23 protein-coding genes are annotated in these 23,614 nt (G+C 44.5%); 12 read left to right on the forward strand and 11 right to left on the reverse strand.

Annotated elements, in window-relative coordinates:
- Positions 1–162: 162 nt before the first annotated feature.
- The 3 genes from ACE1OE_RS05250 to ACE1OE_RS05260 form a co-directional block, all read right to left on the reverse strand.
- A complete protein-coding gene (locus ACE1OE_RS05250; protein WP_449210358.1) occupies positions 163–603 on the reverse strand; it encodes a GNAT family N-acetyltransferase in 441 nt (146 codons plus the stop codon).
- An 86-nt stretch (positions 604–689) separates the two neighbouring features.
- Entirely contained in the window at positions 690–1,109 is a 420-nt protein-coding gene (locus tag ACE1OE_RS05255) for a bleomycin resistance protein (protein ID WP_372060466.1), read from the reverse strand.
- Positions 1,110–1,434: 325 nt separating this feature from the next.
- A complete protein-coding gene (locus tag ACE1OE_RS05260) occupies positions 1,435–2,082 on the reverse strand; it encodes a glutathione S-transferase family protein (RefSeq protein WP_449210359.1) in 648 nt (215 codons plus the stop codon).
- Positions 2,083–2,215: 133 nt separating this feature from the next.
- Between ACE1OE_RS05260 and ACE1OE_RS05265 the strand changes: the two genes are divergently transcribed.
- The 6 genes from ACE1OE_RS05265 to ACE1OE_RS05290 all read left to right on the forward strand — a co-directional run bounded on the left by ACE1OE_RS05265 (position 2,216) and on the right by ACE1OE_RS05290 (position 8,650).
- Positions 2,216–3,049 (forward strand): LysR family transcriptional regulator, encoded by an 834-nt coding sequence (locus tag ACE1OE_RS05265; protein ID WP_449210360.1) that lies wholly within the window; start codon positions 2,216–2,218, stop codon positions 3,047–3,049.
- A gap of 302 nt (positions 3,050–3,351) precedes the next feature.
- Positions 3,352–5,802, forward strand: coding sequence for a DmsA/YnfE/YnfF family dimethyl sulfoxide reductase (locus tag ACE1OE_RS05270; protein ID WP_449210361.1), 2,451 nt, complete (start codon positions 3,352–3,354; stop codon positions 5,800–5,802).
- Positions 5,803–5,812: 10 nt separating this feature from the next.
- The gene (locus ACE1OE_RS05275) at positions 5,813–6,427 is read left to right on the forward strand and encodes a DMSO/selenate family reductase complex B subunit (RefSeq protein WP_372060463.1); all 615 of its coding nucleotides are present in this window, start codon (positions 5,813–5,815) and stop codon (positions 6,425–6,427) included.
- A gap of 1 nt (position 6,428) precedes the next feature.
- On the forward strand, positions 6,429–7,271 hold the full coding sequence (locus ACE1OE_RS05280) for a dimethyl sulfoxide reductase anchor subunit family protein (RefSeq protein ID WP_449210362.1): 843 nt from the start codon (positions 6,429–6,431) through the stop codon (positions 7,269–7,271).
- A gap of 48 nt (positions 7,272–7,319) precedes the next feature.
- Positions 7,320–8,075: a molecular chaperone TorD family protein gene (locus ACE1OE_RS05285; protein WP_449210363.1), complete on the forward strand. Its 756-nt coding sequence runs from the start codon at positions 7,320–7,322 to the stop codon at positions 8,073–8,075.
- Positions 8,075–8,650: a 4Fe-4S binding protein gene (locus tag ACE1OE_RS05290; RefSeq protein ID WP_449210364.1), complete on the forward strand. Its 576-nt coding sequence runs from the start codon at positions 8,075–8,077 to the stop codon at positions 8,648–8,650. The genes ACE1OE_RS05285 and ACE1OE_RS05290 overlap by 1 nt, the downstream gene beginning before the upstream one ends.
- A 127-nt stretch (positions 8,651–8,777) precedes the next feature.
- Here ACE1OE_RS05290 and ACE1OE_RS05295 read toward each other — a convergent pair whose 3' ends face one another.
- From ACE1OE_RS05295 to cls, 4 genes are all read right to left on the reverse strand, one after another.
- Positions 8,778–9,398, reverse strand: a complete 621-nt coding sequence (locus ACE1OE_RS05295; RefSeq protein ID WP_449210365.1) for a DsbA family protein — start codon at positions 9,396–9,398, stop codon at positions 8,778–8,780.
- A 45-nt stretch (positions 9,399–9,443) separates the two neighbouring features.
- Positions 9,444–9,758, reverse strand: coding sequence for a DUF6693 family protein (locus tag ACE1OE_RS05300; protein ID WP_102470525.1), 315 nt, complete (start codon positions 9,756–9,758; stop codon positions 9,444–9,446).
- A 190-nt stretch (positions 9,759–9,948) separates the two neighbouring features.
- On the reverse strand, positions 9,949–11,151 hold the full coding sequence (locus tag ACE1OE_RS05305; RefSeq protein WP_449210366.1) for a cystathionine beta-lyase: 1,203 nt from the start codon (positions 11,149–11,151) through the stop codon (positions 9,949–9,951).
- A gap of 337 nt (positions 11,152–11,488) precedes the next feature.
- Positions 11,489–12,943, reverse strand: a complete 1,455-nt coding sequence (gene cls / locus ACE1OE_RS05310) for a cardiolipin synthase (protein ID WP_102470527.1) — start codon at positions 12,941–12,943, stop codon at positions 11,489–11,491.
- Between the two features lie 561 nt (positions 12,944–13,504).
- Between cls and ACE1OE_RS05315 the strand changes: the two genes are divergently transcribed.
- The 3 genes from ACE1OE_RS05315 (at position 13,505) to ACE1OE_RS05325 (ending at position 16,716) form a co-directional block, all read left to right on the forward strand.
- On the forward strand, positions 13,505–14,848 hold the full coding sequence (locus tag ACE1OE_RS05315) for a sodium-dependent transporter (protein WP_449210367.1): 1,344 nt from the start codon (positions 13,505–13,507) through the stop codon (positions 14,846–14,848).
- A 198-nt stretch (positions 14,849–15,046) separates the two neighbouring features.
- The gene (locus ACE1OE_RS05320; protein ID WP_102470529.1) at positions 15,047–15,736 is read left to right on the forward strand and encodes a TIGR01621 family pseudouridine synthase; all 690 of its coding nucleotides are present in this window, start codon (positions 15,047–15,049) and stop codon (positions 15,734–15,736) included.
- Positions 15,737–15,768: 32 nt separating this feature from the next.
- Positions 15,769–16,716 carry a class I SAM-dependent methyltransferase gene (locus ACE1OE_RS05325; RefSeq protein ID WP_449210487.1) on the forward strand — a complete coding sequence of 316 codons (948 nt, stop codon included), beginning with the start codon at positions 15,769–15,771 and terminating at the stop codon, positions 16,714–16,716.
- Between the two features lie 66 nt (positions 16,717–16,782).
- On the opposite strand, the gene ACE1OE_RS05330 is transcribed toward ACE1OE_RS05325, so the two are convergent.
- A complete protein-coding gene (locus tag ACE1OE_RS05330; RefSeq protein ID WP_102470530.1) occupies positions 16,783–17,241 on the reverse strand; it encodes an META domain-containing protein in 459 nt (152 codons plus the stop codon).
- A gap of 205 nt (positions 17,242–17,446) precedes the next feature.
- Between ACE1OE_RS05330 and ACE1OE_RS05335 the strand changes: the two genes are divergently transcribed.
- The 3 genes from ACE1OE_RS05335 to ACE1OE_RS05345 all read left to right on the forward strand — a co-directional run bounded on the left by ACE1OE_RS05335 (position 17,447) and on the right by ACE1OE_RS05345 (position 19,859).
- Entirely contained in the window at positions 17,447–17,695 is a 249-nt protein-coding gene (locus ACE1OE_RS05335) for a DUF1289 domain-containing protein (RefSeq protein WP_102470531.1), read from the forward strand.
- A gap of 248 nt (positions 17,696–17,943) precedes the next feature.
- A complete protein-coding gene (locus ACE1OE_RS05340) occupies positions 17,944–18,906 on the forward strand; it encodes a response regulator (RefSeq protein ID WP_449210368.1) in 963 nt (320 codons plus the stop codon).
- A gap of 5 nt (positions 18,907–18,911) precedes the next feature.
- Positions 18,912–19,859 (forward strand): diguanylate cyclase, encoded by a 948-nt coding sequence (locus tag ACE1OE_RS05345; RefSeq protein WP_449210488.1) that lies wholly within the window; start codon positions 18,912–18,914, stop codon positions 19,857–19,859.
- Between the two features lie 55 nt (positions 19,860–19,914).
- On the opposite strand, the gene ACE1OE_RS05350 is transcribed toward ACE1OE_RS05345, so the two are convergent.
- The 3 genes from ACE1OE_RS05350 to ACE1OE_RS05360 form a co-directional block, all read right to left on the reverse strand.
- Positions 19,915–21,135: an MFS transporter gene (locus ACE1OE_RS05350; protein ID WP_449210369.1), complete on the reverse strand. Its 1,221-nt coding sequence runs from the start codon at positions 21,133–21,135 to the stop codon at positions 19,915–19,917.
- A 225-nt stretch (positions 21,136–21,360) separates the two neighbouring features.
- Positions 21,361–22,500: a fatty acid desaturase gene (locus ACE1OE_RS05355; RefSeq protein ID WP_449210370.1), complete on the reverse strand. Its 1,140-nt coding sequence runs from the start codon at positions 22,498–22,500 to the stop codon at positions 21,361–21,363.
- Positions 22,501–22,674: 174 nt separating this feature from the next.
- Positions 22,675–23,481, reverse strand: coding sequence for an HD-GYP domain-containing protein (locus tag ACE1OE_RS05360; protein WP_157935015.1), 807 nt, complete (start codon positions 23,479–23,481; stop codon positions 22,675–22,677).
- Positions 23,482–23,614 lie beyond the last annotated feature (133 nt).

The following is a 23,614-nucleotide window of genomic DNA, read 5'->3' on the forward strand; positions in this document are numbered from 1 at the left end:
ACTTATTTTAAGGATTAATAAAACGAATACTTACAGAGTAGATGAGATCGGTCTTTAGGTTCGAGAAGTTATATGACTTTGGTGTGAGCTATTCTTAATTTATTAATGCAACTTAATGTATATAAGCGATTGTCAGTTTAAGGTGTATATTTTTCTTAGAGCTTAGAGCTTAGAGCTTAGAGCTAGCCTCGCACTTTGCATGACCATATGGTCGTCATTCTTTTCTACGTGTGTCCAGCCGAGTTTTTCATAAAGCGCTGGGATGTGTGTGTAAACGAGCAATTCTGGCTCTTGCTGTTTTAACACCGCCGTTTCCGCAAAACGGATTAAGCGTGAGCCAATGCCACGATGGCGATACTCAGGTTTAACGAACACGGCGTTTATCCAAAGTGCGTGGGCATTTGTCAATGGTGATAAAAAGCGGGTGAACACTAATCCACCAAGCAGGCACTCATTTTCCAGCGCCAGAATTGGCGTGGGCACAATGAGTCCGCTCTTCATGGTGATGAGTGGCTCAACGTCTTGCCACTCATGGTTAAACCATTGATATAGTTCTGCAATGTGAAAAGAGTGATCAGATTTCGACTGAGTTAAATTCAACATATGAGTTTGACTGTATTACGTTACGGATGTGGCGACCTTCTTGTTAAGACATAAAGGCGTATGAGTATAGCCAACCATTTAGGCCGCTAGGCAGGGGTTAGGCTTTCGGTCTCATTTTCACAAAAACGAATCAGATAACCGTTTGGGTCTTGTACGACGAACTGTTTCTGTATGACGCTCTCTCCATCGCAAGCATATTCTTTGCGCTCGATAGTGAGATAAATACTATCAGGGGCATGCGACTTAACGTGGGAAAACAACAAATCAATATCGCTGGTGTCCCATTGCAAGTTTACTCCTCGTCCTAACGGGTATTCTAGAGCTCCGGTTATCCATCGTCTCCCGTCACTATTTAGGCCCTCCAGCATGAGATCTACGCCATAGCGCGTAAGAAACACAAACGCTTCACTCGGGCGTTCATATTTGACTCGAAAACCAAGTATATTGACGTAAAAGTCTTTGCTGCGTTGAATGTCAAAGCAATACAACTCTGGAACTACTCTCATTTTTTCATCCAAGCCTTTAATAATATGAAAGTTATGTTACAAAATATGGGCGGTAAGTATTGTGATGTTGATGAGATTTGATCTAAATTGTTGCGTTTTATGGCGAGGAAGAATGCGAATATATGGGGCATATCTCATTTTATTCATACTGGATAATAGGATGAGCCAGTGTGTTTAAGACAATTTGTTTATGATCCATCGAGATTAGGTTCGTCATATGAGCAAAAGAAGGCTCTGCTCATATGACTGAGTGTGAAAGGGCAGTTAAATCAAATGCCAATTATGGTACCTGTCCATCACTCGCGTCGTCCATCACTCGTGTCGGTTATGCAGGGGTGCCGGCTTCGTCTTCCTCAACGATGTCTGATTCGGTAAGAGCTTGTCCAATCCATTGCTTGATAGCTGCACTTTCTAAGACGGTGTTCTGATATTGCTTTGCTGCCTTGGATAATGGTATTTGGTAGGTCATAAAACGCAAAGCAACAGGCGCAAACATAGCATCGGCAATTGACCATTCGCCGAATAACCATTGACCGGGATTGTGTTTCATTTGTTCTGACCACAATTGATCGATGCGCTCAATATCTCGATGTGCCTCCGTGGACAAGTTGATATTTCGAATAGCACGACAGTTCATTGGCATCTCATTGCGTAATGCCATAAAACCGGAATGCATTTCAGCAGCGACAGCTCGAGCTTTCGCTCGTGTCGCACTATCTTGAGGCCAACAGGTATTATGAAGATAGCGTTCATTGATGTATTCGAGTATTGCCAATGAATCCCAAACCGTGACCTCTTTATCAACCAGTAACGGGACTTTGGCCGTCGGTGTCAGAGGACGGAGCGTTTGATAAAATGTCTCGCTGAACAGTGGTAGTTTAATGATGTCTACGGAGACATCTTGTTGAGCAAAAATGAGCCACGCTCGTAATGACCAACTTGAATAGTTTTGATTTCCAATATATAGCTTCATTCGGAACCTCCTTGTCTGTAATGCTATTCATAATAAGCGATTGTTTTGTGCGTAACTAACGGATAGTTTTGATACCTACCATTAATGAAAACGATGGGATGGTTATTCGTTTAAGCACCATAAGGCATGACACATGGATATTGACGCACTACGCAGCTTTTTAGCTTTTGTTGAAACCGGCAGTTTCACTAGAGCCGCTCGCCAAATAAATAGAACCCAGTCAGCGTTTAGCGCCCAAATGAGAAAATTGGAATCAGAATTGGGAGAAAGTCTATTCGTAAAAGAAGGTCGCAACCTTGGCTTGAGCGAAGCGGGGCTGAGTTTACACGTCCATGCCAATCAGCTGGTCACGATGCATGACCATGCCGTGAGCCAGCTAAAAAGCTATCAAAATAAACGCTCCTTAAAATTAGGCTGCCCAGAAGACTACAATCAATCGTTGCTACCTATATTGATTTCATGCTTACAGGCCTCTTCTCCAACGTGCTCTATACAGGTTTTTAGTGAGCCAAGTGCGACCTTGAGGGATTGGTTGGATACTGGAAAAATCGATGCGGCCATTTTGACTCGCGCTCCTGATAGTGAAGAGGGACACTGGTTAACCGCCGATCAAGGCGTTTGGATTGCGTCTCCGAATTATGCCATTGCTGCCGCACAACCATTGCAGCTTGTGTTATTCCAGGCCGATTGCAAATACCATGCGGCTGCCATTGATGGCTTAACTAAACAAGGACAAGCGTTTCAGCTTTTAGCGTGTTGCAACACGGCATCCGCTCAACTTGGCTTAGTCCGTGCAGGGCTGGCAATTGGCGCGATGGGGCAATTAAGCGTAATGGACGGAGTCGCTATTCTTGATGAGATGCCTGCGCTCCCTGCAGTTGATATTGTCTTATCTGTTGGCGCTAAACCTCACCCATTGCTAAATCAAAGTTTGCTGCAGAAATTAACGCAGGCTATGAATAAATAGCCGTTACTCTCAAAGTCATCGTTCCGCTTGATGCAATAATTCTGGCGAAGTGATAACCATTATCGTAGTGAAGTGACAACTATTATCGCAATGATAATATATATCGTTATCTTTCATTTATTCAAAACAATCACATTTTATGAGTTTGTTTGGCAGAATATTTATTTGTAGAAGAACAAATAACCGAGCAGTGTAAAGTTATTACCCCTTAAGTAGTATCTTTGATTCGAATCAAAGTGAAGAATAGGTTCGTTTGTATTATGTAGCACAGTAAAAACATAAATATAAATGAGCAATTCGCCATGACTAATAAACTGAAGCAATTATTGACGCCATCGCTCACTCGAAGGGGCTTCCTCAAAACCTCTTCGGTGATGGGTGGTCTTGCAGCTGCGACGAGTGCAATTTCTCTTCCATTCAAATCCTCTAAAGCCAACGCCAGCGACGTTATTCCGACGGAAGAAAAAGTCGTGTGGAGTGCATGCACAGTTAACTGCGGTAGCCGCTGCCCTCTGAGAATGCATGTATCAGACGGTGAAATTAAGTGGGTAGATGCCGACAATACCGGTACGGATAACTACGCTAATAAAGACGTACAAGTACGCGCGTGTTTACGTGGTCGTTCAATGCGTCGTCGTGTCTATAACCCAGACCGTCTAAAATACCCAATGAAACGGGTAGGTAAGCGCGGTGAAGGGAAATTCAAACGCATTTCTTGGGATGAAGCGTATAGCGAGATCGCAAACAGCATTACGTCAATCAAAGAAGAATATGGCAATGAAGCGTTTTATTTGAACTACGGAACAGGAACGCTGGGTGGTACGGTCACCAAATCATGGCCCCCTGGTTCAACCTTAATTGCACGTTTGATGAACCTGACCGGTGGTTATCTGAATCATTACGGCGATTATTCGACAGCGCAGATCGCCAAAGGATTGAGCTACACCTACGGTGGTTGGGCAAACGGTAATTCATTTTCTGATACTGAAAATAGTAAGTTGATTGTTCAGTTTGGTAATAACCCGGCAGAAACACGCATGTCAGGTGGTGGTTTGATTCATCACCTTATAGAGAGCAAAGCCAAGTCGAATGCTCGAATGATCATGATCGATCCTCGCTACAACGATACGGCTGCAGGACGAGAAGACCAGTGGATCCCAATCAAACCGGGTACTGATGCGGCATTTATCTCTGCGATGGCGCATGTTATGATCAAAGAAGACTTGGTTGACCAGCCATTTCTAGATAAATATTGTGTGGGCTATGATGAAAAAACATTGCCTGCCTCTGCGCCAGCAAACAGTGACTATAAATCTTACATTCTAGGATTAGGTGACGATGGCGTGGAGAAAACGCCTGCATGGGCATCGACCATCACGGGCATCCCAACGGATATTATTATCCAAACAGCGCGCGAAATTGGCTCAACAAAACCGTGTGCGATCTACCAAGGCTGGGGTTTGCAGCGTACACAAAACGGTGAAATTGCCTCCCGTGCTATCGCCATGTTGGCGCTGCTAACCGGTAATTTAGGTATTCACGGTGGAGGCTCTGGTGCGCGCGAGTCAGATTACAATATTCCGTTTGTTCGTTTCCCGACACTGAAAAATCCAGTAGATACCTCTATCTCTATGTTTTTATGGACCGATGCGATTGTTCGTGGTCCAGAGATGACGGCAACACGAGACGGTGTGCGAGGCAAAGATAAGCTGGATGTGCCAATTAAATTTATCTGGAACTATGCAGGCAACTGTCTGATTAACCAACACTCAGATATCAACCGTACCCATGATATTTTGCAAGATGACAAAGCCTGCGAAATGATAGTGGTCATAGACAACCACATGACGTCATCTGCGAAGTATGCCGATATCATCCTACCTGATTTAACGACCTCAGAGCAGGCGGATTTCTGTATGGATGGTAAGGCGGCGAACATGCCGTATTTCATCTTTGCTGACAAGGCGATTGAACCTCAGTTTGAAGCGCGTGGCATTTACCAAATTTGTGCTGATCTTGCAGAACGTCTTGGCGTTGGCCAAGCCTTTACTGAAGGTCGAGACCAAGAAGGTTGGCTTCGCCATCTATATGCTGAAACGCTTAAGCTCGCCCCAACATTGCCAGATTTCGAAACGGTCCGTAAGCAAGGCATTGTTAAACGCAGCGATCCAAATGGTCATTATGTGGCGTATCAAACATTCCGTGAAGATCCCGTGAACAACCCTTTGAATACGCCGTCGGGTAAGGTTGAGATTTATTCTGAAGCGCTGGCAAAAATTGCAGCAGAATGGGAATTGCCGGAAGGCGATATTATCCATCCATTGCCTATCTACGCCAGTACATCGGAAGGGTGGGACTCACCGCTACGTGATAAATACCCACTTCAACTTACCGGTTTCCACTACAAAGCACGTTGCCACTCAACATACGGCAATGTTGACGTGTTGAAGCAAGCTGCTCAACAAGAAATGTGGATCAACCCTATCGACGCCAAGCGTCGTGACATTAAGAACGGTGACCGTATTCGTATCTTCAATGACCGAGGTGAGGTGCGCATTTATGCCAAAGTTACGCCGCGTATGATGCCAGGTGTTGTTGCGCTCGGCGAAGGTGCGTGGTACGCACCGGACGGTAACAAAGTGGATCATAACGGTTCGATTAACGTACTGACTTCTCAACGCCCAAGCCCATTGGCGAAAGGTAACCCTCAACATACCAATCTGGTTGAAGTTCAACTAGCAACCAAGGCGTAAGGACTGAATCATGAAGCAATACGGTTTTTATATCGATTCAAGCAAATGCACTGGCTGCAAGACATGCCAGTTATCGTGCAAAGATTTTAAAGATTTAGGTGTTGATAGAAGCTACCGTCGAGTGTACGAGTATGCCGGTGGCAATTGGGTAGAAGAAAATGGCACTTACCGTCAAGACGTCTTTGCTTATTACACGTCTATTGCCTGTAATCATTGCGATGAACCTGCCTGTGCGAAAGTGTGCCCATCAGGTGCGATGCACAAACGTGAAGATGGCTTTGTTGTCGTGGACGAAAAAGTCTGCATTGGGTGTAAGCATTGTGCTAACGCGTGTCCTTATGGTGCGCCGCAATACAACGCTGAAAAAGGTCACATGACCAAATGTGATGGTTGTTTTGAGCGTGTTGCCGATGGATTTGAACCTATCTGTGTGGGCTCATGTCCATTACGCGCACTTGAGTTTGGCCCAATTTCTGAACTGAGAGAAAAATATGGCACAAACGCGGACGTCGCGCCGTTGCCTTCATCTTCATTGACGAAACCAAATATTGTGATCAAACCAAACCGTCATGCTCGTCCAACGAATGACACCACTGGTCACCTAGCAAACCCTAAGGAGGTTTAACATGGGATGGCATGAATGGCCTCTGATTATCTTTACAGTCTTTGCACAGACCGCAGTCGGTGCGTTTATTGTATTGGGTTGTCTTAATCTATTTGGCAAAGCAAGTGATGATGTGAAGGCACGCATCAATCGTAATATGTTTTTCATCTGGGTCTTTATGGCTCTGGGCTTTATGGCTTCTACCGCACACTTAGGCAGTCCTATGCGTGCCATGAACGCCTTAAATCAAGTGGGCACCTCTTGGCTCTCGCGTGAGATCCTGTTTGGCTCTGCGTTCTTCGCCTTTGGTGGCCTGTTCTGGTTGTTAGACGTGCTTAATAAAGGCACTTTGGCAATCCGCAAAGGGTTACTGGTCGCTGGCATGATCATGGGCGTTGTCTTCATGTTTGCCATGACAAATGTTTACCTGATCAATACGGTACCAACATGGGATACGCCGTTCACCACATATTCGTTTGCGATTACGGCTGTGCTATGTGGCGTAATGTTGTCACATGTATTGATGAAAGGAGCACGTTTCGAGTGTTCTGGTTATAACCGTGTAGCTGGAGGCATTGTGATTATCGCTACAGCAGCAGCGGTGCTCACAACAATGGCAATGGTGACGTCGTTGAGCGGTATTGAATCGTCTATTGTTGCGGCGAGTGACCTGGTGCCTAACATGGCGATGGTTCAAAATTTTCGCTTTGCGTTGATTTTTGTCGGTGTTGCACTTTGGGTATTGTCATTGCGTAAACAAAGCAACGCATTACCGTTTGCTGTATCTGGCTTGGCATTAGTTGTTGTCGCTGAGTTGATAGGCCGAAGTGTATTTTTCGGTCTACATATGACGTCTGGTATGTAATGACTGAGTTGATATAACCACTTAGTCGCTAGCTCAATCAATGCCAAAATGGCTCATACAGAAAACCATGAGTATGAGCTGGCGTTGATTGCTAGGCACAACGGGGCAAGTGAGTCACTTGCCCCTATTCATTCACAATCGATTAGAGATCGTTGTATGCAAGATAGATCACAACAAGACGTCGCAAACAAAAAGGTTGAGCCACAAGATAGCATTGATCTTGAGAACCTAAATGCTATGGCTAAAGTATTGGGTTCTTTGTTTTATTTTCCGCTGACGGATGAAAACAATCAGGCACTAATCACAGCGTTGGCAAGTGAACAACAAGGCGATGATTCGGCGTTTTACCAATGGGCTCAAGTCGTTAAAAGTGAAGGCAGTGACGTACTAAATCAAGATTTCTTTCTTCTGTTTGAGGGGGGCGAAGCTATGTACGCACCACCTTGGGGGTCAGTGTACCTAGATAAAGAAGAAGTGATTTTCGGTGCAACAACCGTCGCTTACCGTCAGTTTTTACGTGAAAATGGTGTTGAGCTCGATACGGGAATGCGAGAGCCGGAAGACCAATTTGGATTGATGTTATTTGCAGTGAGTCAATTTATTGAAGAAGGTCTGCCGCTTTCGTCAATACAGTGTTTGTTGTCTGAGCATTTACTCACCTGGTGCTATCGCTACTTAGAGCTGGTGGCAGAGCATGCTCAAACGGAAAGCTACAAACAGCTCGCATTAGTGGCCAGTTCATGGTGTGCAGCGGTTCAAGAGCTGTTAGCGATACAGCCAACAGATAAGAAGCTTTATCGATAATGCCAGACAAGGATGAACGCTATTACAAGGCCTACATGGAACATAACACAATCAGTCGCCGTGGGTTGTTCCGTGCGCTATCTGGTGGCGCCAAGCGTTCAACGTCACAGAGCTCACGTGCAAACCATGAACTTGATTCACCGGTGGTCATTCGCTCAGTAGCACGCCCTCCAGGTGCTGTGGAAGAGTTTTTATTTCAACAAATTTGTAATGAATGCGGTGATTGTGCGGCGAAATGTCCTGAACAAGTGATACTGATGAACAGTGGGCTTGCCGAGTTGAACCTCGATTATGGCTACTGCGCTCAATGTGGAGCATGCCAGCAGGCTTGTCCGACCGGAGCATTGCACGCACAAAACAACGATATACAGTTGCGACCTAAATTTTTGAGCGCCTGTCAAAATGCCCTATTTGGAGAGTGCACATTATGTGCTGAGCAATGTCCTTCCGGCTCAATTTCTATCGTACCTAATACGAGCCCTGTTGTAGATGAGAAAAGCTGTGATGGGTGTGGCCGATGTAAACAAGCCTGTCCTTTTGCATCCATTGAGCTCAACCTTAATGTTGAGCATTAACAATGATGTGCATTAGCAATGGAGTGCACTAGCATAGATGCATAGATGCATAGATGCATAGATGCATAGATGCATAGATGCACAGAGGCATGGTGTCCGCTGGAAAAATCCCCCATTTATTTGCTTGTTAGTAAAGCTCACGTACGCGCTGAATAGTAGCGGCTGCATTTTTGTAATCAATGGGCAGCTCAGTGATACGCCCTTGTTTAGCCACAAATAATGACGGGAAGCTGTTTCCGCCTATAGAGCGTGCAAACTGAAGCTCGTTGAGTAATTGTGATTGTGTTTCGGCCGCCACTAAGTCACGCTCAAACCGAGTCATATCTAACCCAATGTCGTGAGCAAATTCGAGCAGACGGTCGTTGTCACTCGGGTTCTTGGCCTCTAAATAATACCCTTTTTGGATGGCATTATTCATCGCGACTTCAGCGCCTTGCACCCGCGCGGCTAAAATGGCTCGACAAGCGGGGTAGGTTGCCCGCCTTGGGGTATTCTGGGACCAAAAATCATAGTTAAATTGAGTCCCTAACAGGTGTTCGATTTTCTGCCAATAAGAAGCAATTTGTTGTTGCATGGCATCAGGCATCGGTTGGTCTGTATCGGGGGCCAACCCTCCAAGCACCCATTCAATAGTGATCTCGTCAGCCAGTGACTCTTGAATCAAATCCCATGTCGGTTTAAAGCCCCAGCACCATGAGCACATTGGGTCATAGACGTAGTAAAGCGTTGCTGTTGTAGTGGTTGTCAAAATAAGCCTTCCTATGGCGGTCTCGTATAAAGTCGATAAGAATAGTTAGTCGACTTGAGTGTGATTTAGGGCGTAATTCCATACACGATAGAAGTAGAAGATGTAGCCGATGCCTAGTGTGAGGATCGAAATAATAAACCAGAGCAATACATGACCAAGATCGCTGAAAAGGTCGATATCACATCGCATTTTTCTTTCGACACCGTGCTCGTCGACGAGGTATGTACGGTTAATGATGAATTTTGAGAAAGAATAGGGGAAAAAGAACATTGCGATGCCGAAGGTCACAATGCACAAGAGCAGCCAAAGTACTAAGTGACCAATAATATCAAATATGGCAACGTCCGCTTTTAATCTCATAGTGATACTCCTTATGGTGTTGATGGACTTTCTGTATATAGACTTTCAGTATATAGAAGCTTGCGCGAGCATAGGCTTATATGGGGGCGCGATACATACACAAAATGCTTGTAGAAAACGTAGGCAAAAATAGGCGCACAACCTACCATTATCAACATAATATTGGAGCTTGTGCGACCTAGATTCGAAGCTAACTCATGGGTGCTTCTTGTATCACGGTATTATAGCGCTTGAAAGCGGCATCCAGATCGGCAATAAGATCATCGACGTCTTCTAGGCCAATGTGTAGACGTATCAAGGTACCGGAAAAGTTAGGGTTAGCGACAGTGCGTAATGCATTGAAGCTTTTTGGTTCGTTGGCTAACACTAGGCTCTCAAAACCACCCCATGAGTAGCCCATACTAAAATGAGTCATTCCATCAAGAAAGGCGGTGGTGGCGCGTGGGTATGAAGTATTAAGTACGAACGAGAATAAGCCATTACCCCCGGAAAAGTCACGGTGAAAAAACTCGCTCCCTGGACAAGTTTCTAGGGCGGGATGGCGAACATGATCAACCTCTGGACGTTGTGCTAACCATTGAGCAACCTTGATACTGTTGACGGCGTGCTGACGCAAACGCACATCAAGTGTACGAATACCTCGCAACGCTAGATAGGCATCATCGGGAGACACGCATTGCCCCATCAAATAACTTTGTTCGCGTAATTGATCCCAATATTTTTCTGAGGCGACCGCGGTCCCCATCATGACGTCGGAATGACCAACAATATATTTGGTTGCGGCTTGGATAGAAATGTCGACACCGAATTCGAAAGGGGCAAAGTTAACCCCTGCACCCCAGGTGTTATCAAGCATTACGATGATGTCTTGCTCGTGAGCAATCTCAGCCATGGTTGGTACGTCTTGTACTTCCATCGTGATAGAGCCCGGTGATTCCAAGAACAAAATTTTGGTATTAGGTTGAATAAGATCTCGAATACCTGCACCAATCATCGGATCGTAGTAGGTGGTGTCTACGCCCATCTTTTTCATGATCTTGTCGCAAAAATCTCGAGTGGGCTCGTAACAGGTGTCCACCATCAGGATGTGATCGCCCGTTTCAACAAAGGACAGGATCGCATTAGAGATGGCTGCGGTGCCGCAAGGGAAGAGCGCGCAACCCGCGCCACCTTCTATTTCAGTCATGGCATCTTGGAAAGCAAAGTGTGTATTGGTGCCTCGGCGGCCATAAAATAGCGTTTGCTTCGCTCGATTGATGGTGGCGTGAGTTTTCTCAGCGACCGTGTTAAATACAACCGTTGATGCGCGTTGCACTGGTGGGTTGACCACGCCGTTGGTCCATTTTTTATCACGTCCAGCGGTGACGAATTTGGTGGTTTTACTTTCTGACATCAAGAATCCCTGTCTGATTATTTATCGCTCGCCCACTGGTTTGTTTGCCTTTTATTACGTATTAGAATTTTTTACACGCAAGTTTACGCATATCAAAATCCACATGGATACGAATCAACGACTATTGAATCATGAACATACGCTCCAAGGGAGCGAAGGTTTGTTCTGTGATCAGTACAGTGAACGGAGATGAGTTTACTTAGCAATAAAACACGAAGGCTAAAGAGTTTCAAGTCTTTAGCCTTCGGTTTTTACGATTAGAAACGAAGCAGGGGATGAATAACCTAGGATAAGCCGGTTGGCAGCAAAATCTTACGGCCGTTAGCCTTGGAATGCGTTATAGCAATGGATTGAACAGGTAGAACAATCGTTCGAAAAAGCGGTGATATAAACTGCGTTGTTTCCAGACAGAATAATCAATCATCTCAGATTTTGAGATGTAGCTGTTTTGGAGTTGGTGCATTTCTTCGGTAAAAATAGGATCTTCGACCGCCAGTGTGACCTCAAAGTTGAGCCACAAGCTTCGCATATCCATGTTGACCGTGCCAACTAGGCAAAAAAGCTCATCAATTACGACTGATTTAGTATGCAATAATCCGCCGTCAAACTCATAAATATTAACCCCTGAGCTAAGTAAATCGGTGTAGAACGCACGCGACGCCCACTGCACCATCATGGAGTCATTCTTTTTAGGAATGATAAGCTCTACGGTCACACCACGTTGCGCCGTTGTTTTTATGGTCTCAAGCAAATCGGCGCTCGGTACGAAATAAGGCGTCGTGATGGTCACTGAGCGTTCGGCTTGATGCATCGCTAGCGTCAAAACTTGACCAATTAACTGATCGGGCATGCCGGGCCCCGACGGCACCACTTGGATTGGCTTTGAATCCTGAGGGATATCAATTTGGCAATCTGGGTGAACGGGAAGTTCACGATCGCCGGTTTCCACTTCCCAGTCCCAACAATGGATGGCGGATAAGACATTCACGGTAGGGCCTTCAATACGAACCATGATATCGATCCATTGACCCACACCAGAGTTTTGTTTGAAGAACGCAGGATCAACCATGTTCATCGAGCCGGTGTATGCCACTTCATCATCGATCGCGATGATCTTGCGATGTTGTCTGAGATCAAGGCGTCGTAAGAAAATCCGCCAAGGAGAAACCTCAAGCCCTTCAACCAGCTCGATGCCCCCGTCCCTTAGCATTTTCGCCCAGTGACTACGAAAGAACGTTGAACTGCCTGCAGAGTCTAACAGCACTTTTACATCAACACCGCGTTTGGCTGCTTGTATGAGAGCAGCGGCAACCGAATCGGCTAGTCCGCCAGGGTGCCAAATATAAAACACCATACGAATACTGTGTTTAGCCTGTTCGATATCTTTGATGACGGACAGTAAGCTGTCTTCAGGGGTCTTGTGAAGTTGGAGTGTATTGCCACACAGAGCGGGAATACCCATTCTATTGTTACAAAGGTTGTCTATCTTTGAAATTTGGGTCCCCAAACCATCTTGGGTGTGCGCTTTGCAATCATTGAGTTGGTGAAACCAGTCTCCAAATGGATGGAACATATCTCGTGCTCGTTCCGCCCGTTTACGACCAAGATTGAGCTCGCCAAACATGAAATAACAAATGACGCCAACAACAGGGATAATGTAGATAACCATTAGCCATGCTAGCGAAACGCTGACCGCTCGGCGCTTCAGCACTACACGCAGCGTGACACCGGCGACCAGCACCCAGTACAGGCCAATGCCTGCTAGTGTTAGAAAGTGATAGAGCTTATCCATTGAGCCTCGATAGACAATTGGTAAATTAGAAACAATCTCAGAATCAAGTATTTGGAATACTTGCGGTACTGTCAATGTGTTAACTGCATGGAAAGATGTCAATGATACGTTATTGGTCACACTTTTAAGTAGACGTGTCGTTGTAGAGCAGTATTGAACAGCAGTTGATAGTTTTATTATTTTCAAAATAATAAAACAACAGACCAATAATTGATTATTTAGTAGGCGAACAGTTGCTATAACATGGCTTATATTAGGTATTTATAGCGTCGGGGCTTTCAATTGTAGTGTTGAGATGTTTTAATTGCTACCCATGAGCAAGCAGTAATATTTATCCAGTCTGTAATGATTAGTTTACACCCTATTGGGCTGCCATTCTGCATACGAGCCCAGCGGGGGTCTAGATAAGCAACGCGATAATAATCGTGTTAGATCCAAATTAAATTCAATGAGCAACATATGGACATGCCTAAACTGACGTTTGGATAGGCAATCGTGTTGTGATTCGTTACATGGAAAGCCACCATAATATCGCCGTGTATGGCGAGATTGGTATCAATAATGACAAGCTCTACCCGCGGACAATTTTCTTCACGCTTTGGTTTTATCATGGCAGCAGCAGGCTCTGCTGTTGGCCTAGGTAATGTGTGGGGTTTTCCTACTCAAACTGCTAGCAATGGCGGTGCCGCCTTCCTTCTTATTTATTTGTTAATGATGGCGCTCTTAGCGTATCCGATGTTGGTCGCTGAATTGACAATTGGTCGATTTGGCCAGTCAAATCCGATTGCTTCATTGCGTAAAATCTGGTCCAAAAGCAAATTTCTAGCGGTGGCGTTTGGCAGTATCGCTTTGCTTACCGCTTCCATGATCCTCAGTTTTTATGCCATTTTAGCTGGATGGCTAATAGGGTTTGGCGCAGAGCCTATTTTGCAGTTGATCGGGTTAAATACCGTCGCTGAGTGGTTGGTGACGTTTGGCATAGGACGCAATGTGTTGCTGACAGTTATCTTTATGTCATTGACTGTTTATGTGGTTCGTCGAGGCGTGTCGGACGGTATTGAGAAATGGTCATCAAGATTGATGCCATTGCTTTTCGGCTTGTTTTTACTGCTAATCATCTACATTCTGACTCAAGATGGTGCGATGACAGGTCTGAAAATGTACCTAATCCCAGATTGGAGCCATGTGAATGCCGGACTTGTGGTCAATGCCATGGGGCAGGCGTTCTTTTCTCTTTCGCTAGGGGTTGGAGCCATGATGGTTTATGGCTCTTATCTGAAGAAAGATGTCAATATTCCTAAGACAGCAGGGCAAGTGGCCATCATTGATACCGGTGTTGCGTTATCGGCGGGCTTGCTTATTATTCCTGCCATGTTTGTAGCGAAAGCCAATGGCGTGCAAATCTTTAATGAAGTCGGGGAACTGATCAGTTCAGGCAATCTTGTATTTATAGTGTTGCCGAGCCTATTCGATACGATGGGTTTGACAGGAGAAGTGTTGAGTGTCGCTTTTTTCTCCCTAATGGTTATAGCGGCGTTGACCTCTTCGATCGCAATGCTGGAAGTGCCAGTATCATGCTTGCACGAAGAGTTGAACATCAAACGAGACAAAGCCGCACTCATATTAGGTGGCGTAATTCTGATCTTCAGTGTCATTATCGCGGCTAACTTTGGTCAATTGTTCGATTGGGTTGCCACGGCCTCAACGATGTACATGCAACCATTACTTGGTGTGGTGTGGGCGGTGGTCATTGGTTGGGTATGGCATCGTAATGCCTTATTGCAAGAGATTAAGCAGGGCCACCCTGAGGTTGAAAAAACGTGGTTTTGGAAAATCTGGCCTTGGTACGTTAAATTTGTGTGCCCAGTGGCTATTTTGACGGTATTTGCCTACCCGTTTTTGTAAAAACGGATAACGAACATAATGTCGTTCTATGACAATCACAATGCCAGTCGGGTTTACTCCGATTGGCATGATTGTTTTGAAAAGGCAATTAATGCTGTGAACCGCGCAGTCTAGGAGAAGGGAAACCGTCATAATCGCTACCCATCGCCGTGTGTTTGTGTATGATCAGCCACAATAATTCTGCACCCTGTGATCCATATGTTTGATATTCAGTTTGAAAATGATGAATTTTTGGTCATCAATAAACATCCTGGCGTCAGTGTCCACAAAGACGATGGCGATACGATGTTAGTCGAAGAGGTTGCCAAAGCGAGCCAATCAACAAAGCTCTACCTAGTGCATCGTCTTGATAAGATGACATCTGGGATATTATTGCTTGCTAAAAATGCCACCACGGCGGCGAGTCTGTCGCAATTGTTTGCTGATAAAAATATTGAAAAATTTTACCTCGCGATTGGCGACAAAAAACCAAAAAAGAAACAAGGTCTTATCTCTGGTGACATGGAGCGCTCTCGCCGTTCTATGTGGAAGTTGATGCCAACTAAAATGAACCCAGCAACCACGCAGTTTTTTTCAAAGGCCGGCGACAATGGAGAACGTGTCTTTTTATGTCGTCCGCTAACGGGCAAGACACACCAGATCCGCGTCGCGTTAAAATCCTTGGGTTCTGCGATTTTAGGCGATCCAATCTATCACCCTAGTTCAGCGTCTGATCGTGGTTACTTGCACGCCTTTGCCATTCGCTTTGAGTTGTCGGGTGTGCCTTATGAGTTTGTCTGCGATCCTCGTATCAATCCTATTTTTGGTGCTAAATGGCACACAGAAACGATAGGTCAAGTTATTGATGCTTGGTCTACGCCGTGGGCATTGTTATGGCCGAAAAAATAAAAGAAAGCGCGATGCGTCGCGAAGGTGAATCTATGCAAAAAGATCATTTGCCGAGTTTTTTCAAAGAAGTGACTCAGCAGCTAACTCAGGCACCAAACGAAGTGCGTCGTTTATTCCATGGCCGAGGTAAGCGCTGGCCTGGGCTTGAACAGTTGACTTGCGATTGGGTAAATAGCCAATTACTTGTGAATATTTTTAAGCAGGTTGATGATGAATTTATTGTTGAACTGACGAATGGACTCAATCAGTTGGTTGAGAGTGAGTTGTGGCGTACCAAGGATGGACAATGTGTGGCGCTGCAACACCGTTATCTTGATGGCGCCCCTATGACGGTCGTTTGGGGAGAGCTTGATGCTCGTCCGGTTGTTATGGAGTCAGGGTGTAAATACCAGTTAGATATCGGGCGCAATCAAAATTTTGGTCTGTTTCTTGATATGCGCTTAGGTCGAGACTGGGTCAAAGCCAATGCCAATAATAAACGTGTACTGAATCTTTTTGCCTATACCTGCGGGTTTTCAGTCGCGGCAATGGAAGGCGGTGCAGCCGCCGTCGTCAACGTGGACATGGCTCGCTCGTCATTAAATAAGGGACGAGAAAATCATCGAGAAAATGCTCATGATCTTTCCAAGGTTACTTTCTTAGGATACGATATTTTTAAGTCGTGGGGAAAAATCAAAAAGTGTGGCCCTTATGAACTGGTTATCATTGACCCGCCATCATTTCAAAAGGGTAGCTTCGCTCTAACGAAAGACTATAAAAAGATACTCCGCCGATTACCCGAATTAATGACGGAGAACGGGGAAGTCATCGCATGTGTGAACTCACCAATGGTGACACCTGATTTCTTGATCGATAGCATGGCAGAAGAAGCACCAGGTTTTGAGTTTGTGGAACGTTTGGCTAATCCCGCTGAGTTTGCAGACGTTGATCACGACGCAAGCTTAAAGGTGTTGTTGTTTAGAACCAAACAGCAACAATAAACGATAAAAAAACGGCACGTAAAGTGCCGTTTTTAAGTCATAGATGTCGATCAGATTATGCAAGGATTAGTTGACCCAATCTTTCAACTCAAACGTCAGTGTATGTTCAGCACCTTTCAGTACCAAGTTTTCTTTTGTCAGTTGAATTTCACTCCAATCAGAGAGTGATTTTGACATGGTCATTTCAATATTCATCGCATTGTCACCACACATTTTCATGGTCATGCCCATTTTTTCGATACGAAATTGTCCGTCTTTAAGCTCGCCTTGCCCAAAAAAGTTGTTGCATCCAGCGCTACCATTTGCAGTCATTTTCTCGCCAATTTCCAAGCGAGGCTGCTGTACTTGCTCGTCGACTTGAATCGCTTTGCCATCGATTTGGACTAGGTTCCAGTTATGGTGTTGAAGATCCTGAGCCGTTACGGCTGCCATTGGTTCTTCTGCGCTGTTGTTAGCAGTCGTACAAGCTGTCATTAAAACAGGAACCGCAAGTGCAGCAAGTAGCGTCTTTGAAAAAATCTTCATATTATGTATCTCCAACTGAATGAAATTATTGATAAGTTTAATTAATAAAACACTGTTTTTTGTCAAGTGTACGTTAGCTTTAGTATAGTGGTTTTTTGATGGGCATAAATGATATGCGATGGATTTAACGGGTATGAATACGAAAATAGTCTAATTTAAGACTATTCTTACTTGAGTTTATTGGAAAGTAGCAGGGAGGGTGGTAATGGAACAACTGGAATTTTTCAACGTCCCAAGCCCTTGCGTTGGGGTGTGTACTGTCGATGGAAAAGGCTACTGTCAAGGTTGCATGAGAAAACGTGAAGAACGTTTTAATTGGCTTTCATTCACGCCTGCGCAACAGTTACATATTATTAAACTCTGTCGCCAACGTTATCGAAGGAAACTCGCGCAAGGGCGACCATCTGAGGGTTTGGTCATTGCAACGAATACTCCCCAGCAAGACTTGTTTTAATCCTCTTTTCCAATAGGCGTATGCCTATCGTCTTATTGTTCGCTCCTCGGTATAACTGAACTCGGCTCCTAGCACCTCTACCGCTGATGTTTTTTGTCTTTTATACCAATGAATAGAAGAAGTTCTAGCGACTTTTATAAGCGTGATGAACAACATGAACTGTGATCTTAGTTCATTAATTCACTAGCCAGTGAGTTAGAATTCTGTTTATATAGTTGTAACTAACTATGTAAAATGTGAATGGATTCATGCGGATACTCATTTGTGATGATTCTTCCGTTGCTCGAAAGAGCCTAGCGAGAAGCATTACAGCCCCAATGAATAGCGATATTGTATTTGCCGAAGATGGATATCAAGCTCTTGATATTCTTAGGAAAGATAGTATTGATCTTATGTTTTTGGATTTAACAATGCCAAAGATGGATGGATTTGAAGTACTGTCTATCATGCAAGGTGAATCAATAACCACACATACCGTAGTGATATCTGGTGATATTCAACACAAAGCCCAACAACGCTGTTATGCCCTCGGTGCTTATGCCTTTATAGAAAAACCACTCAAACAAGCGGTTGCAGAGCCATTGTTCCGCGATTTAGGTCTCGAATTTCGTGTGCCTCAAAAATCCAAACAACGGTTTTCTCGTGAGCAAAGTGTTGAGCGCTTTCGTGAAACGGCAAATATAGCATTGGGATCGGGCGCTGCCATTATTGCACAACAATTAAAAGAGTTTATCCAACTGCCAGTGCCAACCGTCGGTGAACTCTCTTTTGGTGAGGTTACCATGATGGTTGAAGATAACCTGAGTCGAAAGGGCAACTATACCGTGGCCCAGCGGTTTGTAGGAGGAGGTATGCATGGTGAGGCCTTGGTTTGTATAACAGGGACAGATATCAATCAAGTGGGTTTACGCTTTGGCTTTGACCAAGGAGAGTGCACACGAGACGAACTTGTGGTTAATCTATCTAACGTGCTTGTGTCTTCGTTTCTTGTGTCGATGTCGGAGCAGTTGGGAATGGAGTTTTCTTTACGCGAGCCACTGCGTATCGAACATTTTACGCCCCAGAACTCAATGATGAGTGGCAGTGAACATATTTTTACGACTGAATATACCTACGACGCTGAAACATTAGATTTAAACTGCTCCGTTTTGTTTATGTTTGATAGGGAATCTGTCGATATTATTCATCGACAAATGGAGATCTTGCATTGACGACAATGACGGTAGAGTTGTCCGATTTTCACTGGACAATGCAGCTTATTGATACACTTGATGCAGGCCTTATCGTTGTGGATAAGCATTATAATGTCTGCGCGTGGAATAGTTTCATGCAAAATTATAGTGGCATTAACGCCGATCAAATCATGGGTAAAAGTTTATTTGAGTATTGTCCGAATTTACCTGAGAAATGGCTTAAAACCAAACTCATGTCGACAGAAAAAATGCGCACTCGTGGTTTTTCAAACTGGACAGATCGACCGATAATTTTTGAGTTCAAAAACTTCTCTCCTATTTCCCAAGGCTTATTAAACATGTATCAAAACATGGTTATAACGCCGCTTAAGTCGCCGACGGGAGACATCACGCACTTTGCTATCATGTTGCAAGACGTATCAGATATCGCGAAGAGTCAGATGCACCTTAAACGCTCGAATGAAAAGCTAACCGAATTTGGACGAGTGGATGGGTTAACAGGATTATTCAATCGATCCTATTGGGAGTCTCAACTCGTCGAGGTGTATGACGATACAAAGACCAAGGGAACAAAATCGACGCTGGTTATGTTCGATATCGACTACTTCAAGCGAGTGAATGATAATTTTGGGCACTCTTTTGGCGACGAGGTGATTAAGGAAACGGCTAAGCAATTACGTAAAGCGGCCAGAGGTAGCGATGTGTGTGGGCGGTACGGAGGAGAGGAGTTTGCCGTATTACTTGTCGACACATCAGCGGATCAGGCTTTTTATTTTGCTGAACGCCTGAGAAAACGTATTGAGGCTTTGAGCGTGGTGAATGGCAACGATACCCTGCAATATACCATCAGCTTAGGTATTGCTGAGATTATGCCCAAAGACAATGACCACATCGACTGGTTGAAAAGAGCAGATAAAGCGTTGTATCAATCAAAAGAAGCGGGTCGAAACTGTACACATATTGCAGACTAACGTGAAATCTTTCTCCCTCGCTTGATCGTCAGTTGCTCTATGAACAACCGTGTCTTTATGATCGAGCCTTATACGATAACGCCTTGATGTTCGAACGGTCCGGTGCTTTGTTATGACGATATGCAGCGATCAGCAAAGTGGCGGCAATCATTAATGTACTGCCACTTATTGCCAAAAATGCCATCACGCCTTGAATATTCTGACGATCAAGTAAATATCCTACAATATAGGTTCCGATGGAAAACCCTACCGATACTGCTGCCGCCATATAACCTTGGCTTGTTGCTGGGCGATAAGGGCTCAACTCATCGGCAAGAGCCGCGATAGATATATCATTCCAAGCACCATTAACGATAGAAATGAGAACCAAAGACAGTGGCAGAAATGCTTTAATGTCGTGTCCAAACATTAGCCATATACTCACGCCGATAAGTGCGTTGATGAACACGGTACTTAACCACAGAGCAGGACTCCCATGCTTCTCCATCCAGCGACCTGCGGGCGCCAAAGCAATTAAGGTTATCAAGGCTGCCACTGCCATTCCAAGGGAGGAATTCGCTAGATCTACATGAAAAGCTTGTTTGATAATTACTGGCCCCATTTCAACCATATTCGATCCAACAAACATTGAAGCTAAAACGCACAAGACGAAACCGAACCACATTCGTTTTGATTTTGGGCGAGTTGAAGCGTGGTGATTGATTTCAACACTATGCAGCGTTATTCGTTGCGGTGGAAACAAAACAGTTAGGACAATTAAAATCAAATCAAGCAGCAACAATGCCGTGAGCTGCAATGTCGTGGACAACGCCAGAAGATGAAAAACACCCACGATGACACCAGCGATAACCACCCCTGCCATTTGGAACTGAAACAACAATCGTAAAGCGCGTGCACGGTCAGCCGATTGGGGATTAAGACGCAATACGAGTGTAGGGTTGAGGATAAGTAACAGATTACTTCCGATTCCAATTAATCCCGCGACAAACCAGTAATGCCAATGCGTATGGTCAATGAATATCAAAATGAACAAAGCGAGGCTGTGACAAAGCATAGCACTGAGATGAAGCTGACGATGTATTGAGTAGCGGTCTGCGATGGCACCAAGTATTGGCGCCGTTAATCCGCTCAGGCCTAATATGAGCATGATTTGTCCAACAAGCAGCCCGCTATTCGTGCGCTGTAAAACCAGTGGTGCAAGAATAATGGCCACTCCGATCCATTGTACAATCCCCATGGAAGCTTGACTTGAAAGCCACAAAAAACGTCGTTGCATTGAGCGGTGCACTATCTAGAGGTTGATCGTAATAGTGTATTAGAAAGGCGTATTAGTTGAGTGTTCACTCAGCGTCAACTTAGTTGACTATGTTGGTGAAATTACCTTTATTGGCCTGAAGTGAAGTGAAGTGAAGTGAAGTGAAGTGAAGTGAAGTGAAGTTCTGATGATAATATCTTATATAAGGGGCTGGCAGGTGCGACAGTCGCTCACCTGCCTATCGAGTTATGAGAGTGCTTGTTGTGGATTATTGATTAACATGAACCATTGTTGTTTTTTCAACCTAAGGTGGTCTTCTAGTTGCTCTAATTGTATCGTCAGCAATGCTTGCTCATATTTTTCTTTGACGTTTAGCTTCGCGTCTTTAATGCATTGTTTTTTGAGTTCGTCATATTCTTTCAGCTTAGAGACCAACTGTTGAAATTCATGTTCAATCAGCTCAAGCAGTCGCTCTGAGTCCGGCAGCGCAGTGACTTTGTATTTGGTCAGTTGCAAGGTTCTTGATAAACGTGCTTTTTCAATTTTAAACGCAGAAACACGTTTTAAATTTGACGTCAATCCTAGCCATGAGCAACTCTTGATTAACCATTTGGTTGGGTCGAACTGCCACCAGCGGATGCCATTTCGGTAATCGTGCTCGAAGATGTGATGAAAATTGTGGTATCCCTCTCCAAACGTTAGAAACGCAAGAATGCCGTTATCCCTTGCGGTATTTTTATCCGTGTAAGGTTGAGTGCCCCATACGTGTGCGAGAGAGTTAATAAAAAACGTCGTGTGGTGGCTTAACACTAACCGCAGAGCACCAACCACCAAAGCAAACCCAATGACATCACCGTATAACAACCCCAAGCCAATAGGAAAGGCAATGTTCATGATGAGCGCCAGTACGACATAGTGTTTGTGCTGCCACATGACGACAGGATCTCTTTGCAAGTCACGGCAGTTTTTGTAATCCGTGTAGCGGGAAGCTTGGTATTCCCTGAGCATCCAGCCAATGTGCGAATACCAAAAACCGCGTTTGGCTGAATAAGGATCTTTGTCATTGTTATCCACGTGCTTATGGTGGACTCGATGATCGGATGACCAGTGAAGAATACTGTTTTGTAGCGCAAATGCTCCGCCGATTGCGAAGATGTAACGCATCACTGGATGAGCATCATAGGTTTTATGTGACCAAAGTCGGTGATACCCCGCCGTGATTGACATGCCACAAAAGACGAAGCTAAGTGCAAGCCAAATCCAGTGATGCATCGTGTACCCGACAGAGAAGCCGTACCATGTTACGCCAAGGGTTGCCATTAAGAACGTGCCAAGAAAAATAGAGACATTTAGCCATATAATTGGTGGTTTTTTTGTCGTACTCATAGTGTCCATCGCCGAGTTGAATTTTAGTTAAGCTTACGCATGTACGCTAGAATATCAGCGTACACGTGTAAGTCAAATGGGTCTGTTCGGTTTTGCTCAAATATTGAGAAAGAGATGTTACAAAGCGTTAAAGTACTTGGACATGAAGGACGTTCTACAAAACTAATGTGTACTTTAGGCGGAGCATTTGATTCGACTTATTTCGGGCGGATGTTGATTATAAATGTCTTCAAAGAGCGCAAAGTGGTCAATGAGTATGTCGACAATAGTAGGGTCAAACGCTTTACCAGATTGGTTTTCAATGTAGGTTTTGGTGTCGTGGATAGGCCATGCGTGTTTGTAACTTCGCTTGCTTAGTAGGGCATCAAAAACATCGGCAATACTGACGATACGAGCCTCAAGAGGAATCGCATGCCGTGTGAGATTGGAAGGGTAACCGCAGCCATCAAATCGTTCATGATGACAATAAATGATGTTTTTAAGAAACTGTATTTCATCACTACTGCTGTTCACAATGTTGATGGTTTTTAACACATCATCGATGATATCAACACCATATTGGACATGTTTATTCATGATGGCTCGTTGCGTGGTATTAAAGCGTTCGGTACTAAATAAGACATCATCGGGAATGCGGTATTTCCCTATATCGTGAAACGGTGCATAAAGCTCAATCCATTGTATGAACCGATGGTCAATGGGAAGGGTTTTCGCTAAGAGTTCGGCAATAAGCTTGCTATATAAGCTCATTCTTTGTAAATGATCGGCGGTTTCTGGGTCACGTTTATGGCTAATGTTTAGAGCCAGTTTAAGTGCTTGTAATAGCATTTGATGTTTGTTTTTGTCATGGCATAAAAGGCTATAGATGACTTCTTTAACAAATAAAAGGTCGGCATGAAGCGCGCCTTTTTCAAAATAACCGACTTGAGTTGAATTGAAAAATAGCAGTGCGCCTTCGCCGTTGGCAAGTTTAATCCCCATCGTCAAACTACTATTGTGGCCCAAAGATCTTAATAGTTGAGTTCGCGTGTTATCACGTAGGTCTGCAAGATCGGAAACGACTCTAATTTCCTCACACTCAATAATTTGCATAAGAGAGAGACAAGAAGATGAT

It is taken from the genome of Vibrio sp. E150_011, from assembly GCF_053544015.1.

Bases quoted from the DNA above. Each gene is read 5' to 3' on its own strand.
- ACE1OE_RS05250 (WP_449210358.1), bottom strand. From the start codon at position 603: ATGTTGAATTTAACTCAGTCGAAATCTGATCACTCTTTTCACATTGCA.
- ACE1OE_RS05305 (WP_449210366.1), bottom strand. From the start codon at position 11,151: ATGTCAGAAAGTAAAACCACCAAATTCGTCACCGCTGGACGTGATAAA.
- ACE1OE_RS05335 (WP_102470531.1), top strand. From the start codon at position 17,447: ATGGAACAACTGGAATTTTTCAACGTCCCAAGCCCTTGCGTTGGGGTG.
- ACE1OE_RS05340 (WP_449210368.1), top strand. From the start codon at position 17,944: ATGCGGATACTCATTTGTGATGATTCTTCCGTTGCTCGAAAGAGCCTA.
- ACE1OE_RS05330 (WP_102470530.1), bottom strand. From the start codon at position 17,241: ATGAAGATTTTTTCAAAGACGCTACTTGCTGCACTTGCGGTTCCTGTT.
- ACE1OE_RS05350 (WP_449210369.1), bottom strand. From the start codon at position 21,135: ATGCAACGACGTTTTTTGTGGCTTTCAAGTCAAGCTTCCATGGGGATT.
- ACE1OE_RS05280 (WP_449210362.1), top strand. From the start codon at position 6,429: ATGGGATGGCATGAATGGCCTCTGATTATCTTTACAGTCTTTGCACAG.
- ACE1OE_RS05355 (WP_449210370.1), bottom strand. From the start codon at position 22,500: ATGAGTACGACAAAAAAACCACCAATTATATGGCTAAATGTCTCTATT.
- ACE1OE_RS05325 (WP_449210487.1), top strand. From the start codon at position 15,769: ATGCAAAAAGATCATTTGCCGAGTTTTTTCAAAGAAGTGACTCAGCAG.
- ACE1OE_RS05255 (WP_372060466.1), bottom strand. From the start codon at position 1,109: ATGAGAGTAGTTCCAGAGTTGTATTGCTTTGACATTCAACGCAGCAAA.
- ACE1OE_RS05290 (WP_449210364.1), top strand. From the start codon at position 8,075: ATGCCAGACAAGGATGAACGCTATTACAAGGCCTACATGGAACATAAC.
- ACE1OE_RS05265 (WP_449210360.1), top strand. From the start codon at position 2,216: ATGGATATTGACGCACTACGCAGCTTTTTAGCTTTTGTTGAAACCGGC.
- cls (WP_102470527.1), bottom strand. From the start codon at position 12,943: ATGGATAAGCTCTATCACTTTCTAACACTAGCAGGCATTGGCCTGTAC.
- ACE1OE_RS05345 (WP_449210488.1), top strand. From the start codon at position 18,912: ATGACGGTAGAGTTGTCCGATTTTCACTGGACAATGCAGCTTATTGAT.
- ACE1OE_RS05270 (WP_449210361.1), top strand. From the start codon at position 3,352: ATGACTAATAAACTGAAGCAATTATTGACGCCATCGCTCACTCGAAGG.
- ACE1OE_RS05360 (WP_157935015.1), bottom strand. From the start codon at position 23,481: ATGGGGATTAAACTTGCCAACGGCGAAGGCGCACTGCTATTTTTCAAT.
- ACE1OE_RS05315 (WP_449210367.1), top strand. From the start codon at position 13,505: ATGACAAGCTCTACCCGCGGACAATTTTCTTCACGCTTTGGTTTTATC.
- ACE1OE_RS05260 (WP_449210359.1), bottom strand. From the start codon at position 2,082: ATGAAGCTATATATTGGAAATCAAAACTATTCAAGTTGGTCATTACGA.
- ACE1OE_RS05300 (WP_102470525.1), bottom strand. From the start codon at position 9,758: ATGAGATTAAAAGCGGACGTTGCCATATTTGATATTATTGGTCACTTA.
- ACE1OE_RS05320 (WP_102470529.1), top strand. From the start codon at position 15,047: ATGTTTGATATTCAGTTTGAAAATGATGAATTTTTGGTCATCAATAAA.
- ACE1OE_RS05275 (WP_372060463.1), top strand. From the start codon at position 5,813: ATGAAGCAATACGGTTTTTATATCGATTCAAGCAAATGCACTGGCTGC.
- ACE1OE_RS05285 (WP_449210363.1), top strand. From the start codon at position 7,320: ATGGCTCATACAGAAAACCATGAGTATGAGCTGGCGTTGATTGCTAGG.